This is a genomic window from Sulfurisphaera ohwakuensis (assembly GCF_009729055.1).
GTDB classification, from domain to species: Archaea; Thermoproteota; Thermoprotei_A; order Sulfolobales; family Sulfolobaceae; genus Sulfurisphaera; species Sulfurisphaera ohwakuensis.
On record NZ_CP045484.1, the window covers coordinates 2,019,975 to 2,036,630 of the forward strand.

The 16,656-nt window shown below is 33.1% G+C and carries 19 protein-coding genes, 1 tRNA gene and 1 other RNA gene; 7 read left to right on the forward strand and 14 right to left on the reverse strand.

The window, feature by feature from the left end; all coding sequences use genetic code 11:
- Nucleotides 1-28: 28 nt before the first annotated feature.
- The 5 genes from D1869_RS11170 to D1869_RS11190 are packed head-to-tail and all read left to right on the forward strand — an operon-like array spanning nucleotide 29 to nucleotide 4,091.
- Nucleotides 29-1,195, forward strand: coding sequence for a molybdopterin molybdotransferase MoeA (locus D1869_RS11170; RefSeq protein WP_156015159.1), 1,167 nt, complete (start codon nucleotides 29-31; stop codon nucleotides 1,193-1,195).
- Nucleotides 1,173-1,766: an NTP transferase domain-containing protein gene (locus tag D1869_RS11175; protein WP_231113616.1), complete on the forward strand. Its 594-nt coding sequence runs from the start codon at nucleotides 1,173-1,175 to the stop codon at nucleotides 1,764-1,766. The genes D1869_RS11170 and D1869_RS11175 overlap by 23 nt, the downstream gene beginning before the upstream one ends.
- Complete coding sequence (locus tag D1869_RS11180) at nucleotides 1,760-2,221, forward strand: hypothetical protein (RefSeq protein ID WP_156015161.1); 462 nt, start codon at nucleotides 1,760-1,762, stop codon at nucleotides 2,219-2,221. Before D1869_RS11175 ends, D1869_RS11180 begins: the two co-directional genes overlap by 7 nt.
- Complete coding sequence (locus D1869_RS11185; RefSeq protein ID WP_156015162.1) at nucleotides 2,218-2,886, forward strand: diphthine--ammonia ligase; 669 nt, start codon at nucleotides 2,218-2,220, stop codon at nucleotides 2,884-2,886. The genes D1869_RS11180 and D1869_RS11185 overlap by 4 nt, the downstream gene beginning before the upstream one ends.
- Nucleotides 2,856-4,091, forward strand: a complete 1,236-nt coding sequence (locus D1869_RS11190; RefSeq protein WP_156015163.1) for an amidohydrolase — start codon at nucleotides 2,856-2,858, stop codon at nucleotides 4,089-4,091. The genes D1869_RS11185 and D1869_RS11190 overlap by 31 nt, the downstream gene beginning before the upstream one ends.
- On the opposite strand, the gene lrs14 is transcribed toward D1869_RS11190, so the two are convergent.
- Complete coding sequence (lrs14, locus tag D1869_RS11195; protein WP_010980122.1) at nucleotides 4,070-4,456, reverse strand: Lrs14 family HTH-type transcriptional regulator; 387 nt, start codon at nucleotides 4,454-4,456, stop codon at nucleotides 4,070-4,072. The two genes, D1869_RS11190 and lrs14, sit on opposite strands and share 22 nt — an antisense overlap.
- Before the next feature lie 249 nt (nucleotides 4,457-4,705).
- Here lrs14 and D1869_RS11200 point away from each other — a divergent pair, with 249 nt between their 5' ends.
- Both D1869_RS11200 and D1869_RS11205 read left to right on the forward strand, forming a co-directional pair.
- On the forward strand, nucleotides 4,706-4,870 hold the full coding sequence (locus D1869_RS11200) for an AbrB/MazE/SpoVT family DNA-binding domain-containing protein (RefSeq protein ID WP_010980123.1): 165 nt from the start codon (nucleotides 4,706-4,708) through the stop codon (nucleotides 4,868-4,870).
- A gap of 33 nt (nucleotides 4,871-4,903) precedes the next feature.
- Nucleotides 4,904-5,632, forward strand: a complete 729-nt coding sequence (locus tag D1869_RS11205; protein ID WP_156015164.1) for a TatD family hydrolase — start codon at nucleotides 4,904-4,906, stop codon at nucleotides 5,630-5,632.
- Here D1869_RS11205 and D1869_RS11210 read toward each other — a convergent pair.
- The 13 genes from D1869_RS11210 to rpsB all read right to left on the reverse strand — a co-directional run bounded on the left by D1869_RS11210 (nucleotide 5,623) and on the right by rpsB (nucleotide 16,650).
- On the reverse strand, nucleotides 5,623-5,823 hold the full coding sequence (locus tag D1869_RS11210; protein WP_010980125.1) for a hypothetical protein: 201 nt from the start codon (nucleotides 5,821-5,823) through the stop codon (nucleotides 5,623-5,625). The two genes, D1869_RS11205 and D1869_RS11210, sit on opposite strands and share 10 nt — an antisense overlap.
- 5 nt (nucleotides 5,824-5,828) lie before the next feature.
- On the reverse strand, nucleotides 5,829-6,917 hold the full coding sequence (locus tag D1869_RS11215) for an oxidase (RefSeq protein WP_156015165.1): 1,089 nt from the start codon (nucleotides 6,915-6,917) through the stop codon (nucleotides 5,829-5,831).
- A 60-nt stretch (nucleotides 6,918-6,977) separates the two neighbouring features.
- Entirely contained in the window at nucleotides 6,978-8,759 is a 1,782-nt protein-coding gene (locus tag D1869_RS11220) for a cbb3-type cytochrome c oxidase subunit I (protein WP_156015166.1), read from the reverse strand.
- Between the two features lie 405 nt (nucleotides 8,760-9,164).
- Nucleotides 9,165-9,253, reverse strand: a tRNA-Ser gene (locus tag D1869_RS11225).
- 75 nt (nucleotides 9,254-9,328) lie between these two features.
- Nucleotides 9,329-9,634: signal recognition particle sRNA (gene ffs, locus D1869_RS11230), an RNA gene on the reverse strand.
- 22 nt (nucleotides 9,635-9,656) lie between these two features.
- Nucleotides 9,657-10,283 carry an HAD family hydrolase gene (locus tag D1869_RS11235; RefSeq protein WP_156015167.1) on the reverse strand — a complete coding sequence of 209 codons (627 nt, stop codon included), beginning with the start codon at nucleotides 10,281-10,283 and terminating at the stop codon, nucleotides 9,657-9,659.
- On the reverse strand, nucleotides 10,280-11,365 hold the full coding sequence (locus D1869_RS11240; protein WP_156015168.1) for a zinc-binding dehydrogenase: 1,086 nt from the start codon (nucleotides 11,363-11,365) through the stop codon (nucleotides 10,280-10,282). Before D1869_RS11240 ends, D1869_RS11235 begins: the two co-directional genes overlap by 4 nt.
- A 33-nt stretch (nucleotides 11,366-11,398) precedes the next feature.
- Entirely contained in the window at nucleotides 11,399-12,385 is a 987-nt protein-coding gene (locus D1869_RS11245) for an MraY family glycosyltransferase (protein WP_156015169.1), read from the reverse strand.
- The gene (gene gds / locus D1869_RS11250; RefSeq protein ID WP_156015170.1) at nucleotides 12,382-13,371 is read right to left on the reverse strand and encodes a geranylgeranyl diphosphate synthase; all 990 of its coding nucleotides are present in this window, start codon (nucleotides 13,369-13,371) and stop codon (nucleotides 12,382-12,384) included. The genes D1869_RS11245 and gds overlap by 4 nt, the downstream gene beginning before the upstream one ends.
- Nucleotides 13,368-14,477, reverse strand: coding sequence for a type 2 isopentenyl-diphosphate Delta-isomerase (fni, locus tag D1869_RS11255; protein ID WP_156015171.1), 1,110 nt, complete (start codon nucleotides 14,475-14,477; stop codon nucleotides 13,368-13,370). The genes gds and fni overlap by 4 nt, the downstream gene beginning before the upstream one ends.
- Nucleotides 14,455-15,129: a hypothetical protein gene (locus D1869_RS11260; RefSeq protein WP_156015172.1), complete on the reverse strand. Its 675-nt coding sequence runs from the start codon at nucleotides 15,127-15,129 to the stop codon at nucleotides 14,455-14,457. Before D1869_RS11260 ends, fni begins: the two co-directional genes overlap by 23 nt.
- Entirely contained in the window at nucleotides 15,122-15,976 is an 855-nt protein-coding gene (gene amrB, locus D1869_RS11265; RefSeq protein WP_156015173.1) for an AmmeMemoRadiSam system protein B, read from the reverse strand. The genes D1869_RS11260 and amrB overlap by 8 nt, the downstream gene beginning before the upstream one ends.
- The gene (gene rpsB / locus D1869_RS11270; RefSeq protein ID WP_010980137.1) at nucleotides 15,973-16,650 is read right to left on the reverse strand and encodes a 30S ribosomal protein S2; all 678 of its coding nucleotides are present in this window, start codon (nucleotides 16,648-16,650) and stop codon (nucleotides 15,973-15,975) included. The genes amrB and rpsB overlap by 4 nt, the downstream gene beginning before the upstream one ends.
- Between the last annotated feature and the right edge of the window lie 6 nt (nucleotides 16,651-16,656).

Here is a 16,656-nt window from a genome sequence, read left to right on the forward strand (position 1 = left end):
TTTATACCAGTTAGTAATATTTTATAATGTGCTAATAAGCTTAGAAGAAGCTAGAAAAATAATTGATATTAACATCTCTTCAAAGTATAATTATTATAGATATGAAAGCATTTATAATTCAGTAGGAAAAATTATCCTAGAAGATATCTACGCAATAAAAAGTATTCCAGAGGTCAATTTATCCGCTATGGACGGGTTTGCGTTTAAGGTGTCTGACTATAAAAAACATGGAAAACTAAAAATAGTTGGAAAATTATTTCCCTCGTCTAAGGAAATCCCAGAACTTAAGGAAGGCGAGGCATATTATGTAGCCACAGGTGCACCGATACCAAAGGGCGCTGATGCAGTAGTTAGAATAGAAGCTTCAAAGGTTATAAATAATGAATTAATTGTAGGAGAAGAGGTTTTTGAAGGAAAGGATATAAAATATGCAGGTGAGGATGTAAAAGAAGGAGAGTTAATAGTTAAGAAAGGAGATGTATTAACTCCTTATCATCTTGGAATATTAACTTATCAGGGTATAAGGAAAGTGAAAATAGGGAATATAAAGAGTTGTGTTATAGCATCTGGGGATGAAATATCTCCGTTTAATGATCCCTTACCAGAGCTTATACCAGATTCAATATCGCCAATTATTCTATCAATACTCGAAAAAATTGGAAAAGCAACCTATTATGGTGTAGTTAGAGATGAAAAAGAAAGCATAAAACAGAAATTAATTGAAATGAAAGAATCTTGTGATATTATTTTCTTTATAGGGGGTTCTTCAGTAGGAGAAAAAGATTATGTTAAAAAACTTGTTGCAGAGCTAGGAAAACTTTTGTTTGAAGGGGTAAGTGTAAACATTATAAAAAGGGGTGGTGTAGGATTGCTAGAAGAAACACCAATTGTAAGCTTGCCAGGACAAGTTGTGTCAGCAGTAACTGTTTTTCATGAACATGGACTTCATATTATATCTAGAATGTTAGATAGTGAGATAAGAAAATTTGTAAAGGTTAAGTTAGGCAAAGATATGTATGTAGAGCATAAAATGGACTCAACTTATTTGTTTAGAATTGAAAATGGGGAAGCTTTTCCTTTAAGATGGGGTACAGGGTTGTACAGTGAACTAATTAAAGCTGATGGTTTTGGTTACCTTTCAAGGGGAAAGATCCATAAAAGAGGAGAAGAGATTGAAATTCAAAAATTCCTTTGATGTAATTATTTTAGCTGGAGGAGAATCAAAAAGATTTGGATCTGATAAATGCTCATATGAACTTGACGGGAAAACATTTCTAGAAAGAATAGCGGATAATTTTCAAAATCCTATTATAGTTACCCATAAAAAGAGAAATATCTTTCATGGCATCCAAATAATAGATACAGAAAGAAAAGGTCCAGTAAAAGCAATAGAATTAGCTTTACCTTATCTTACTAATAATAAAGTCTTTATAACCGGTTGCGATTTTCCTTTCATAACATACGATTTAGCAGATTTTATTTGTAGTAAAGACAGTGAAATAAGTATTATTTTAGAAGAAGAAGAACAACCGTTACTAGCATGTTATTCAGTGAAACTTCTGAGAAAAAATATTAAAAGTGTCTCTTCTTTACAACATCTCCTTAATTTTGCTAATACGATTTATTTTATAGGTACCTATGAACTTCAACTTCACGGTTTTTCATTATTTCAACTCAAAAATATTAACTCTTGGATGGATTTTTTTAAAATACCAGATAAATACACGCTTAGCAAATACATTATACAAGGTAACCAAAAGTGTTAGTACCGTTCGTACCTACACCAGATGAAGTTGCGATAGAAATGCTAAAATGTGCTAATGCTAAGAAAGGCGATATAGTACTTGATCTAGGTGCGGGTAATGCTAGGCCCTTGATAATAGCGAAAAAGCAATTTAATGTAAAATTAGCAATAGGTGTAGAAATAGATAAGAGATTATGCAAAGAAGCTTATGAGGATAAATCAATAGAAATAATTTGTGGCGATATGCTTACTATGGCTCCTATTTTACTCCCTAAAGCAGATATATTGCTTTCCTATTTATCTACAAGAACTAATGAACTCTTAGAGCCTTATATATTAAATTATGGTAAGAAAGGATTGAGAGTAATATCTCATGATTTCCGATATGATCATCTTACACTTTATGATACAAAAAGAGTAAAGGCAATGGGAATATTAGGAGAAACTGAACATATAATCTACTGTTACAAACTATGAAAATTTGCACCTTATTCTCTGGAGGTAAAGATAGTACGTATTCCTTACATTGGGCTATGTTCAAAGGTTTTGAAATCTTGTGCCTTATTACTCTTCTTCCAAAGAAAGAATATTCATGGATGTTTCAAGTTCCTAACGTTGAACTTACGAAATATCAGGCAGAAGTTCTTGGAATCCCCCTTTTACAAATTCCTACTTCTGGAGAAAAAGATAAAGAACTAGAAGATTTAAAAATAGCATTTAAAAAAGCAAAGGAGCTTGGTGCTCGTGGAATTGTAACTGGTGCACTACTTTCAGATTACCAAAGGCTAAATATTAACATAATAGCAGAAGAAGTAGGATTAAAAACATATTCACCTTTATGGAGGAAAAAGCAAGATGAATACCTTAGAGAACTTATTGAGGAGGGATTTAAATTTATAATAACCTCAGCAACAGCATACGGTTTTCCCTTTGAGTTGCTAGGAAAAATTATAACTGAAAAAGATGTTGAGATCATTATTGAAAGAGCCAGAAAATTTGGATTTAACCCGGCATTTGAAGGAGGAGAAGCTGAAACTTTTGTGGTTTACGCACCATTGTTCAAAAGAGAATTAAAGATTGAAGGTTATAAAAAGAAAATAAGTGAATACGAGTGGAGATTTATAATAACACATATACATTAAAAAATTGCAGCTTTATTGTAAATTACGATTCTATCATAGAAAACAACAACATTGTAATTGAGAATGGAATCATTAAAAATATAGGGAAAGAAGTTGAAGGAGATGAAATAGATTGTAGTGACTTTATAGTTATACCCGGTCTAGTAAATGCACATACTCATACGCCAATGAGCATATTAAGAGGGTATTATGATGATGCAGAATTAAGTGAATGGTTAAATAAGATATGGGAGTTTGAGAAAAATTTTGACAAAAAACTAATGAGATTAGGTTCTGAAATCTCCATACTTGAGATGCTAATTAATGGAATTACAGCGTTTGTAGACATGTATTTTAATCCGCTGGACGTTAAAGAATTAGCAGAAATATACAAAATAAGAGCTTTTGCTGGATTCACATTTCTTGACTCATTAAATGATCCTTACTTTATTGATAAACTTCAAAGAAATTTAACTCCTACAACATATTTTAAACCTATAATAAATGTACATAGTGTATATACCGTAAGTGAAAATACATTAAAGTTAGCAATACAATTGCAAGAAGAATTAAATGAATGGGTTCATATTCATGTATCTGAAACCAGAAAAGAAATTTATGAGATAAAAAAGAAATATGGCGTATTCCCAATAGAGTATTTAAACCACCTAGGACTGTTAAACAGAAAAATTCAATTAGTTCATGTTGGTTGGATAGCTAGTTGGGAGATTGACCTTCTTAAAAATGCCACAGTAACATATTGCCCTACATCTAACATGAAATTAGCAACAGGTGGTTCGTTCCCCCTGTTTGATATGTTTAATAAGGGAGTAAATATAACTTTGGGAACTGACGGACCTGCAAGCAATAATTCTTTAGATCTATTCATAGAAATGAAATATGGAGTTTTACTTCAAAGACAAATGTATTGGAATACTGACGTTAAAGCATGGCATTTATTTAAAATAGCTACCTTAAATGGATACAAACTCTTAGATTTACCGGGTGGATATATAAAAGAAGGAAATATAGCTGATCTTGTCTTATTGGATAAAAACAAAATATACCCTCTTTTTAGAGATAGACTATTATCACACTTAGTATATTACGCCACTGGGAATCTTGTTAAAGGCATAATAATAAACGGAGTATTAAGATGGAGAAAAGAACTAGAAAGTCTTCTATTAGAAAAAATCACACAGATCTATGAACTACTAAATTCTTGATCTACTAACTGTGCCATCTTTTCAGCACAATCTTTAATATCACTTAGAATTTTCTGTTTCAATTCATTATAATCCTTTGTTTTATAAAGATATCTTGGCCTTCCAGCCTTGTTACCAGGTTCTTTTATCCTCATCACTAAACCCATTTCCAAGAGCTTATTTAGGCTCCTATTGATTGATGCTTTAGATAACTTTAAATCAGATTCTAAATCTTCAGTTCCCCTTGCCTCAGATTTTGCTAAAGCTATTAATACTTGTACATCCGTCTCTGATAGACCATAACAAAATGACAGAATATCCACTAATCCAGCATCCTTTCCAGAGGGTAATTTTATTCTTGTCCCACTAATCTGAGTTTGAGACATTTATATCACAAATAAAGATTCTATTATTACTCCTATTTATATTTTTTCGTTATAATTAAAGAGACCTTTACTAATCAGTTAAACTTACATATCAATATTTATTGCATAAGGAATTGAAACTTCTAGTTTGTATAAATGAAGAATAATCACATTTACTACTATTTTCGCTTTATCTATTTAAATCTGACTTTTCCCTACTATAGTAAAGTTTTAAATATAAGTATCAATATACATTAACTTGTGAGATAGATGGCTGTCGAAGAAATAGTTAAAGTATCAAGAAACTATCAAGTTACCATACCAGCTAAAATAAGGCAAAAGTTTCAAATAAAAGAAGGAGATCTTGTAAAGGTAGTTTTCGATGAGAATGAAAACGTAATTAAAATACAAGTACTAAGAGAACCATGGAAATAAACATAAATTTTCTTTTTTCTCTTCTTTTATTAAATGCTAGTAGATGCGCACGCTCATATAGATGTTAAGGATTTTGATAAAGACAGAGATCAAATACTAAAAAAATGTAACATAATAGTAGTAAATGCAGGAGTAGATTTAGAAAGTAACTTAAAATCGCTTGAATTAGAAAAAAAATATAGTAATGTTATCGCAGCAGTAGGATTTCACCCAGAATTTGTCAAAGATAAAATAAATGAATTAGATAAATGTTTAGAACTTGTTGAAAAGGCAAGAATAATTAGTGAAGTAGGATTAGATTATTTTTGGGTAAAAGAAGATGAACTAAGAAAGAAAGAAATAGAGATCTTATCTAGGTTTTTAGAGATAGGTGAAAAAGAGCAAAAACCATTAATTATACACGTTAGAGGAGGATTTAATGACCTTGTTACCATTTTATCATCATATAAGGTTAAGTTTGTTATTCATGCATTTGAAGGAAGTATAAAAAATGCAAAAAGAGTTATTGAATTAGGTGGATTAATCTCTATGCCTCCAATACTTTTGAGAGATAAAACAAGACAAGAGATCATAAAAAATGTGGACTTAGAATATATTTTAACTGAAACTGATTCACCTTTTATGGCTCATGAGAAGATGATTAGAAACGAACCATGTAATGTACAATTAACAATAGAGAAGATTGCAGAATTAAAAAACATTGATATTCAAGAAGTAGAGAAAAAAATAGAAAATAACTTTAAAAAATTACTTTACTTATGACTTTCTTCCTCTTCTGTTGGTGCAAAATATACGAACAAGAAGTACGCTAGAAAGCCGATAAATGCTGCAATAGTAAATGGCAGTACGTATGGTACTGCAGCTTGATGAAGTGTTATTTCTGAGATTTCCCAAACTAACCCAGCTATTGCTAATACATATCCAATTCCTAATAGCTTAAAGAAGCTAACCATTTTTATCACCCTTCAACCAAAATTGTTCCCCATAAAGACATTAAATAACCTGCTTGTTCACCAGTTAGCGGATTAGACATTCCATCTAAGTTATATACATAGTATGCTGGATAAATAATTCCATAAACATATGCTGGTGCATTTGCCCTAAATGTAAATGTCATATAAGTATTATATGTTGATGCATTAAGCATTTGATATGCTACTGGAGTTATTGTACCATTCCACCAAACTGCATAGACACCAACATACAGACCAGTCATTGGTTCTGGAGTCCCACTAGCAGTATAATTGTCCAGCCAATTATGATCATTATCTGGAGTCGGTATGTATAGTTTTAATGTAGCAGTTGAGTTAGCATTTATTATAAATGTCGGACCGGGTATTGAATCATTAAATGCAGCGTATTTATCGGAGACTGCATATAACACTGGTGAGGAACCTGAGACTACTATTATTGGTGGATTATAGGGGTCACCGACTAGGCCACTAGAGTGCGCGGCGTTTGAAGAGCTAATGTAACTGCTTATATCATTAGGTGAGAAATAACCACTTGTTGGAATAACTAATATTTCACCTACATCATAAGAGAACCATGGACCGTTATATTCACCATCTAAGAATGCGTATGCACCTTCAGCGATTGGTGTACCACTTGAAGTAGCAGCATACCATACAGCATATTGAGTTAGTCCAGGTACAATTTGAGTATCTACAACATACTTGGAATTATATACTGGTATATACATGTTCTCAGTTGCAGTCTTGCCCATAACAGCATACATCGTCATATTCAGATACTGACCGGGATGAACTACCATTAGATTATAGTAGTATGGCAAAACTGTACCATTTGGTAACACTAATTCTGAATCTATTCCTCCTCCATGTTCTTGAACCATAAATACGTACTCTTCAGCGTATACAGTAGTTTGTATCACCATTGAAGTAGGAGTGTTTGATGGAATATCAGCAGAAAAAACAGTAGACGTACCTCCAACAGTAAATACTTGAGGTAAAGTTGTAACTACAACTATTGCTAAAAGTAAAATTGCAAATCCAGTCCAAATCCATTCCCAAGTTTCTTTCTTCATATTTCCCCACCAAATTTACAAGTTTTAAAATAAACTTCATATAATAAAAAATTAACTAACTTAAACTGTCTTAGCCCCTTTTAATGCACCTATAGCAGATAAAATTATACCTAAAGTAAGTAAGGAGATCCATGCCCATTCTAATGGATCAGCTGGATTAGAGGCATCACCAACTAGAACTAGTGGAATAGCACTTATGATTATTAGGATAGCACCAAATATTGCAATTCCCCACCATCCAGCAATAGCCTTTTTACTTAGCCTTGAATGATTTAACTTTATTTCTATATCTCTTAAGCTAAAGCCAGAGTTAGACCAATCTAATTGCATTGCTACAGTATTAATTAATTGGCCTAATGATAAACCTTCAGCCTTTAATACTCTACCTTTTACTAGTGACATTACTAAGTTTAAGAACCAAACTAATGTAGCTAATTCAGCAATAATTGCTCCAACAGTAGCCAAATTCTCAGCATCTATAATATATGGAACTCTAGGAACTATTTCAGCCCTTCTTAATATTCCATCTAGACCTAGTAATTCAAAACCTATAACTAAAAATACAGATCCTATCAAATAGCCCCAGAAGTGAATCCATGCAGCCTTTATCGAATACCAGCTCCTACCAGTCATCATTGGTAACATGAAGTATAATACTGCCATAGCTTCTGGAACAATACCTAATAAGATCATAGCATGGAAGTGTCCAACTACCCACATAGTATTATGAACTACTGCATCAAAGGAAATTGTTGCATTTGAAATCCCAGTAACACCAGCTAATATTGAACCAGCAAAGCCAGTAGCAGTAAAAGCTGTAATTACATTCCATGAAACATTAGCTCCCTTAGCAGTAGCCCATAAGTTAAGGAATGTCATAAATGTTGGTACAGTTACAGCATAGGTTAATATCTCTTGTAATACCTTTAGAGCAACTGGTAAGTTAACCATGTATAAGTGATGAATTGGTATATTATTGGAGAAGATTAAGTAAAGTACAGCCGCAACTCTACCCATTTTATCACTATAAAGTGGTTTGTTTGCTAAAGTTGGAATTAATAAATACATTGCAGCAACAGCTGGTAACCACGCCATATAGACTACTGCGTGACCAAATATCCAGAATGCAATCTGGTTAGCAATTACATTTAATCCGACAACACCAGCAAAAGCTAATATATCCCAAACATCAGCGACAGTAACACCAGAATATCCAATCATGAAAAGTAAGATAATCATTAAGAAGAAGACTAATGGTACTGGTAATTTTTCTTTAATTTGTTTTGATGCTAAGTAGTAATGATACACTATCCAAATACCTGCTAAATAGACAAACGCATCATTTAATATCCAACCTATGAAGAATAAGGGGCTAACTACGTATAATGAATAGTTTGGAATACCAATTGGTGAAAGATAATACCAAGAAGTTGCTGAGAAGTAATTATCAAAACCCTGAGCAGTTACAATTAGTATTGGTCCTTCCATGAACATCATAGAAATATTTAACAACACAAAAGCAAGATTTAATAACCATTTAGCTCTTGGTTGAAGATTAAGTAATTTTATAGTAAAGTAAATTATTATTGCATAAATTACTTGTTGCGCAAAACCAAATAGATCTCTTTCAGCATGTAATGTTATTCCTGCATAATACTCTTGTGGTGTAAACGGTAAAACACCATATGTACTCCACATCGTTTCTTGTATTCTAACCATTAGTGAATCAATAACACCTAATAATCCCCATATAACACCTAATACCAACATTCCCATAACAATTCTAGTAGTCCAATCTTTATCTAATTGGAATAATGCAACTATAATATCCTTAAGTCCCACTATGATTCACCATTTTTAATTTCGCTATCCCTTTTTTAAATCTTATTTTTATAAAAGTTACGTTTTTTATGATTAACTGAGTTTAATATTATATAATGGTTTAAAAAAACTAAAATGCATAATTATTGAATATATTTTATCATTTGATCAAAGTCTTTTCTAAATAATAGACTAATTAACGGAGATGTTTATTTTCTCTAACAAGTACCTATAATTAGATGCTTAAAATGTTTTAATATACTTTTTAACAAACTCATATAACAAAATACAAATGAAAATATCTATATAATAATTTATATTATATATAGTTATAAAAAGAGAAATATACTATCATATTGCTGTTAATTAGAAACGTTGATAAATAGTGTACATTCATAAATGTTAGAAGCTGCAAATATATTATAATGGCGCCGGGGGCGGGATTTGAACCCGCGCGGGGACGGACCCCAGCGGCTTAGCAGGCCGCCGCCCTAACCGGGCTAGGCGACCCCGGCATACTAATATTATTACAACAACTATATAAATTTTTTCGAGTAAGAGTTTTGGTCATAATTCCTAAATTATAAGATGGGTCGGCCCCCTTATGCCATGATCCTTTCCTCTCTAGATTTACCCCCAGCCTTTCTCACACCGGTGACCGGTGAACGCGGACGGCCGGACACGGTTGCTCCCTTCCGGACCTGGCCGATTCCTCCGGTTGACGCGATATCCCCTCTCCCTCCAGAGAGGAGATTCGCGTCCGTCTCGCCCCACCGGGCGGTGCTCATCGTTCAGCTGGGATCTAGAGAGGTAGGTATCATGGCATAAGGGTTACTGGTGCCCCATTACGCCACGGGGTTACAGGAGCTGGCGAGACTCCCCACCCTACCCGACCCAAATATAAATTATAAAAGTTCTTTAAGAGTTTAACTCATTCATAATTTGGCATAAAGAGTTCACTATTTTTATTCCTAGACTTGTTAACTTCTCAACATCAATAGGTACTTCTGATCTTACTAGATATATTTTGCCTAATCTTGCTTTTTTAAAGGCTATTGCATCAACTTCAGTGTCTCCTATTCCTATTGATAATGCTGGATTAAGGTTTAGTTTATCTATTGCCAATAGTATCCCTTCTGGGTCTGGTTTACCATTTATAACATCATCAGACGTTATAAGTAAATCAACTGAAATTCCAATAGTGTTTAGAACTTCTATCGCTGATATAGTGTTAGACGAGGTAACTATAGCTGTCTTATATCCGAGTTCTTTAGCCTTTTGTAGTATTTCTTTCGAACACCTTGTTCCTTTAGCTTTTCTCTTAACCAAATCCAGATACACATTATTTTTTATATTCATTAACTCCTTCCATTTGTCTTTAGCTAAAATTTTTGCTATTTCAGCAGTTTTTCTTCCCAACAAAGTCTCTATTTGTATATCTGTGTTTATACCGAGTTTAGATAGTGCTATTTCCCAAGCTTCTTTATGAATAAAAGCCGTATTAGCTAGGGTACCATCTAGATCAAAAATTATACCTTTATTCATGGAACTATCAAACTTCTTATAGCTTCTCCTTCTTCTAATAATTTTACTGCCTCATTTATCTCCTCTAATCTATATTTACCAGTAACTAACTTACTTGGATCATATTTTCCAGATCTTACTAACTCTAACAATCTGGGCATATCAATCCTAGGTCTACCTCCATAATTTCCAATTATAGTTATTCCATTTCTTACAATCATTGCTATTCTTAATGGAATTTGCGCTGAAACTGGTGGTAATCCTACTAAGACAACTCTTCCACCAATTCTCACACTTTCTATTGCCATTTGCACTGTTTCTTGTGTCCCACCAGCTTCTATAACTACATCTGGCCCTCCGTTAGTTATTTCTTTTAGTGTTTTAATGGGATCTGTTTCTTTTGTATTTATAACATCAGTTGCACCCAACTCCATGGCTTTTTCAAGTTTCCATTTCTTTGTTCCTAAGGCAATTATCCTTCCAGCTCCACTTGCTTTGAGTAATTGTATAACTGAAAGACCAACGCCACCTACTCCAACAACTGCTACTGTTTCACCTGGTTCAATTTTAGCCGAGTCTACCGCACCATATCCAGTAATTCCTGCACAACCTAATACTGCAACCTTTTGTAAATCCATGTCTTGAGGAACAACTGTTAATGCGTTTTCATGAACTATTGCATATTCAGCAAATCCTCCTCCAAGAAATGTCCTAACTGCTGTGCCATTTTTTAATCTTAACCTGGTAGTACCATCGAACATTGTACCTTTTAATCTTACAGAAGAAAATGTTTCGCAAAGATTTTCATGTCCAGATATACAGTTTCTGCATTTCCCACAAGGATGAATAAACGCTGAAATCACTCTATCTCCAGGTTTTACTCTAGTTACACCAGGACCTACTTTCTTTACAATTCCGGCTATTTCATGCCCAGCAACTACTGGTGGTGGTACAGGCGTTGCTCCAACAAACACATTAACATCTGAATGACATAATCCAGTCGCAGCTACTTGTACCATAACCTCGTTTTCTTTAGGATCTTCTATTTCTACTTCCTCAATTTTTAATGGTTCCTTATAGTTAAATAATATTGCTGCTCTCATTCATATTCCTTTTATTTATACAGTATAAAAAATTTATATCTTTATGACTATCTCTTGGAAGATTATTGCTAATATTGCAAATATTAATTCAATTCCCCATAATATTGCAACTATTTGATATTCTTTAAATTTTCCTAGTTTCATAACCACATGAGTTAATGAGTTAGGTTTACCATCCCAATAAAGATAACCATCAGGAGATATCTTACCAAATGATACTCCCTTAAATTTTGTTCTAGCTTTTAAGAAGAATTCTACGGCATATGGAATGTAAAGGAAGAATAACGCAGTATACATATAACCAGCTATACCAATCGAGCCTATAACAGAACCTATAAAATATGTTCCTATATTCCCCGGAAATATTTTTGCAGGGTACTTATTAAATAATAGGAAAGAAAAGAGAACAAATGCTAAAATTAAAGCCATTACGCCAGCATAAAATGTAGGACCGTTTGATCTTAACCCTATGTAAGCTAAAGCCGAAGCCATAATTAACCCCATACCGGCACCTAAACCGTTAAGTCCCTCTAGCATGTTAAATGCATTGGCTGTTATCGTTAATACAGCAGGTAAGATAATTATGTAAAAAAATATTCCAAAGTCTATTTGACCTAAGAATGGTATAGAGATAATAGAATGCCCAGAACTATACAATATGAGTGGAACAGAAGCAAATATAGGTAGAAAAGCTCTTATTGATTGCCTTAAGTTAAATATATCATCTAGAATACCTAAATAACCTATTAAAAGTGAAGATAATAAGACTGAAACAATTACTTTTTCTATTATTTCTGATCTTGGGGAATCATTAGAAAATAATAGAAAAGTGAATGCTCCAGCAATAAAACCAGCAACTATACTTACTCCTCCTAAAACTGGAATCTCTGGTTTATCTGGCTTGTTTATATCTTTTCCTACGAACCCTCTACTTTTTGCTATATTAATAACCCATTTAGTTGATATATAAGTAACAAGATACCCTATTATTGCTGAGATAATGATTGTTGCCAGATTCATTTTCTCCTTTTTACCGTAAACTCTGCTAAATATTTTAAAGCCTTTCCAGCCTCATCATTTTTCCAATCAATAGACTCTAATGCTTCTATTGCTTTTCTTGCATATTCTTCAGCATTATTGTAAGCATATTCTAGAGAATATTTCCTTATAATTTCAGCCGCAGCTATAAGCTCATCTTTGCTAGCATTTTTATTTCCTAGAGTTTTTAGAAGTATTTTCTTTTCATCTTCATTAGCTTCTTTCATAGTCTTAATTACTAGTATTGTTTTCTTGCCTTCCCTAATATCACTATAAATAGGCTTTCCCAATTCTTTCTCGTCTGCTATGAGGCCTAAAATATCATCAACTATTTGAAAAGAAATACCTAAATTCAAGCCATAATCTGCTAATGCTTGAATTTCTTTTTCGTTATCAGTAGCGATTAAACCACCTAAGGCTGCAGATGAAGAAAATAACATTGCTGTTTTTCTTTTTATCATATCTAAATACTCTTCCTCACTTACCGTGACTTTATCCTCAAACTGCATATCTAAAGCTTGACCTTCAGAAATAATTATTATTGCTTTCGTAAAAATTTCAAACGCTCTAGTTATTTTATTACTATTCATACCCCTAAAAGCGTCGTTCAAAATTTCAAAAGCTTTGGCATGTAGTAAATCACCAGCCAAAATTGCCATTGGTATACCCCATTTTACATGAACTGTAGGCATTCCTCTTCTTGTTGTATCTTCATCCATTATATCATCATGAATCAAAGTAAAAGTATGAAGAACTTCTACAGATGCACCAGCTAAGTAAGCTCTATTTAAATCTCCTCCTAAAAGGTCAGCTGATGAAACTAGAATTAATGGCCTTAATCTTTTACCTCCAGCTTTAAATAAATAAAAAGAAGCTTCATATAACTCTTTTATATCTCCTTTTAAGTATTTTTCTATATTTATGTTAACGTTTTCGACTATCCTATTAAAATAATCTTCAAAACTCATACTCTTCTCTTTCTAACACTATCATAATAAGATAAATTTATCCCTCTAGAATCAAGCCAGTTTCTTAATTCTTTTCTAATAACTATAGGCGTTTTTTTAAGTTCGCCTATAGTTTTATTACCACTTAAGAACATAGCAACCTTTAGCTCGAATATAACCTTCTTTAAAAAGTTCATTAAAGATTCTTTTCCTTTAACCGCAGCCTTTAATGCCGGTAATGCAAATCCACCAATATCTGCTCCTAATGCTATTGCTTTAGCCACTTCTAATCCGTTCCTTACTCCACCGCTACCAATTATAGTCCCATCTTGCGCAATGCTTCTTACTTCTACAATTGAGGCAGCAGTTGGGATACCCCAATCTAAAAATAATTTAGCACTTTCAGCCTTCCAATTATTTCTCCTTAACCCTCTATACATTTCAACTGAAACCCAACTTGTTCCTCCTGTTCCAGAAGTATCAAAGTATTTTATTCCATTCTCATAAAACATTTTAGTAACTTCCATTGATAATCCAGATCCAGATTCCTTAATTATAATCGGAACTTTAAGGGATTTTGAGATATCAATAAGTTTATAGAGAATTTCAATAGAATAATTTGGTTCTCCTTCTGGTTGGAATACTTCTTGAGCAGAGTTAAAATGAATAGCTATTGCATCTGCTTCAATCATTTGAATAGCTTCTTCTACTTGTTCAAGACTATAACCTTTAACAAACTGAGGAGCACCTAAATTTGCTATTATTGGAGAATTTGGTGCTTTTTTCCTAACTATGGAAAAAGTTTCTTTTGTTTCTTTTTTCTCTATAGCAATTCTCTGACTTCCTACCCCCATACCTAAACCTAACTCTTCTATTACTTCGGCTATTGTTTCATTTATTTTACCTAATTCTGGTAAACCGCCCGTCATTCCAGTAATTATGATAGGGGCTGACATCTTTTTACCTAAGAAATTAGTAGTTGTGCTAACATCAGCTAATGAGAAACCTGGCAAGGATTGATGAATAAGAGTAACATCCTCAAATAATGTACTTCCAAATTCTACATTTTCATATAAACAGATCTCTACATGTTCTATCTTACGATTAGTTATTGAAATGTTCTTCACCCCTTAATTCAATAACACTAGCATAATTTAAATCCCAAATTATTTTCCAATCTAATCTGACGGGAGATGGGATAGAGTATAAGGAAAACCATAGTCCGTTTTCAACTCTTATTAAATTTACATCTTGTGTTTCAGCAAATTCCACCGGTAAAATTCCTAGTAAATGAATTAATGAATTATCAATATAGTTATAGTTATCAGGAAGAGGGTAACTATAAAGTAACTCAATTTTAAATTTCTTTAAGTTTATAGGAACGGGATCTTCTTCATCACGATATAAGATGTCTTTTCCTAATATCAAGGCTCTTCTTAATCCTCTTATTAATTCAGAATTATAAATTGCATCGTCAATCATACTAAGTATATCGTTCATTTCTTCATTGGAAATTGGAAGACTGCATTTTTTTATTGCCTCTTGAAAATATAGCTGGGATAAGTAAACATATTTAGTGGCATAAGGTATCTTCCCTCTTAAGTTCAAATTAACATTACATTCGAAACCAGTAGCTTCCTTAAAATAAGTGAAAAATTGATCTGGTAATTCAGAGGGCTCAGTAATTATTTCTACATTAGCACTAGCAAATGTTACAAGAATTGGATTATTCACACCTTTAAGTGGTATTCCAAATAGTGCTATTGGTAAACTAATCACCGAACCTCACTGAAAGATATCCTACCACAGAACTTTTATCTCCAGAAGTATCTCCAGATGTTGCATGCTTTAGCACATATGGCTTCTTATTGAATTTCTTAGCTAGTATTAATACTGTCATCATTGGACCAAAACCACATGCCGTTACATCTTTTTCTTCAACAACATTAAATAAACCCTTATAATCTAGGCTTAGTATTTTTTCTATTGCCATATTGTCTTTTTCTATTGTCTTTTCATGAGGTTCATAATGATTCATATCACTACTTGCTATAACTACGATGTCTCTATCTTTATACTTCTGCATAATCTTAGCAATTCCCTCAGCTAAATACTCAGAAATTTCCGGTGTTTGCATCATAATTACTATTGGTACGATTTTTGTTTTTGAATCAAAGAAATATTGTAAGAAAGGAACTTGCACTTCTATCGAATGTTCATAAAGGTGAGCTTTTTCATCTATATCTATTACTTCGGATTCTCTAACTAGATCCATAGCTATTTGTTCATCAATCTCAATTTCTCCTAAAGGTGTTTTCCATTTTCCTTTAGGCCATAAGGAAACATAAGAACCCAAACCAGTATGATTAGGACCTAATATTATTACAGTGTCTGGTATGCCTTCAGAAGCTAAATAATAATAAGCATGAGCAGCAACTGGACCACTATACATATAACCAGCATGAGGGACTATAAAGAAAAGATTATTTCTTTTACTTCTTTGAGGAGGTACTTGAGGGATTTTCCCAGGTCCTAAAGGGTGTAAAAAACTCCATTCTATTTGTTTTTTTAACTTATCTTCTTCTCCTTCATAAAATGCACCAGCAACAGCTGGTAATCTTATCATTCTACTAGCCTCGTCTCAAAGTCTTCAACTCTCTGAGGAATTTCTCCTTCTGGTGGTATTTCCCTTCTCTCTCTCAAAATCTGTCTTGCTAAGACCCAATAAAGTAATGCAAGCGATTTTCTTCCTTTATTATTAGCTGGTATTATGAAATCGACAAAATCAACCTTAGCATCAGTATCTGCAAAAGCTACTACTGGTATACCAACTTTTGATGCTTCTTTTATAGCTTGTAAATCAGTTCTAGGATCTGTAGCTACTATAACTTCCGGTTCTATATGATTAGGTAATTGAGGATTTGTAAGTATTCCTGGTGGAAATCTACCTACAATAGCCCTTCCTCTAATAACTTCAGCAAACTTAGTTACTGGAGTAAAAGCATATGGTCTTGAAGTGACTGCCAAAATATTTTCTGGAGTAAAGCGAGATAAGAACCTTGCTGCTATTCTTAATCTTTCGTCAATTTTTCTTACATCCAGAACATAAAGACCTTCTGGCCTAACTCTATAAACAAATTTCTCCATATACTTAGTGCATGTATGTGTACCTATATGTACTCCAGCAGATAAGTACGTGTCCAATGGTACTAATAGTTCTATTACAGCCCCTTTTTCTGACTTTTGAAGTTCTGCCTTCTCTTCTTCACTTAATTGACCTTCTTTTTCTTTCTCACTCATAAATTA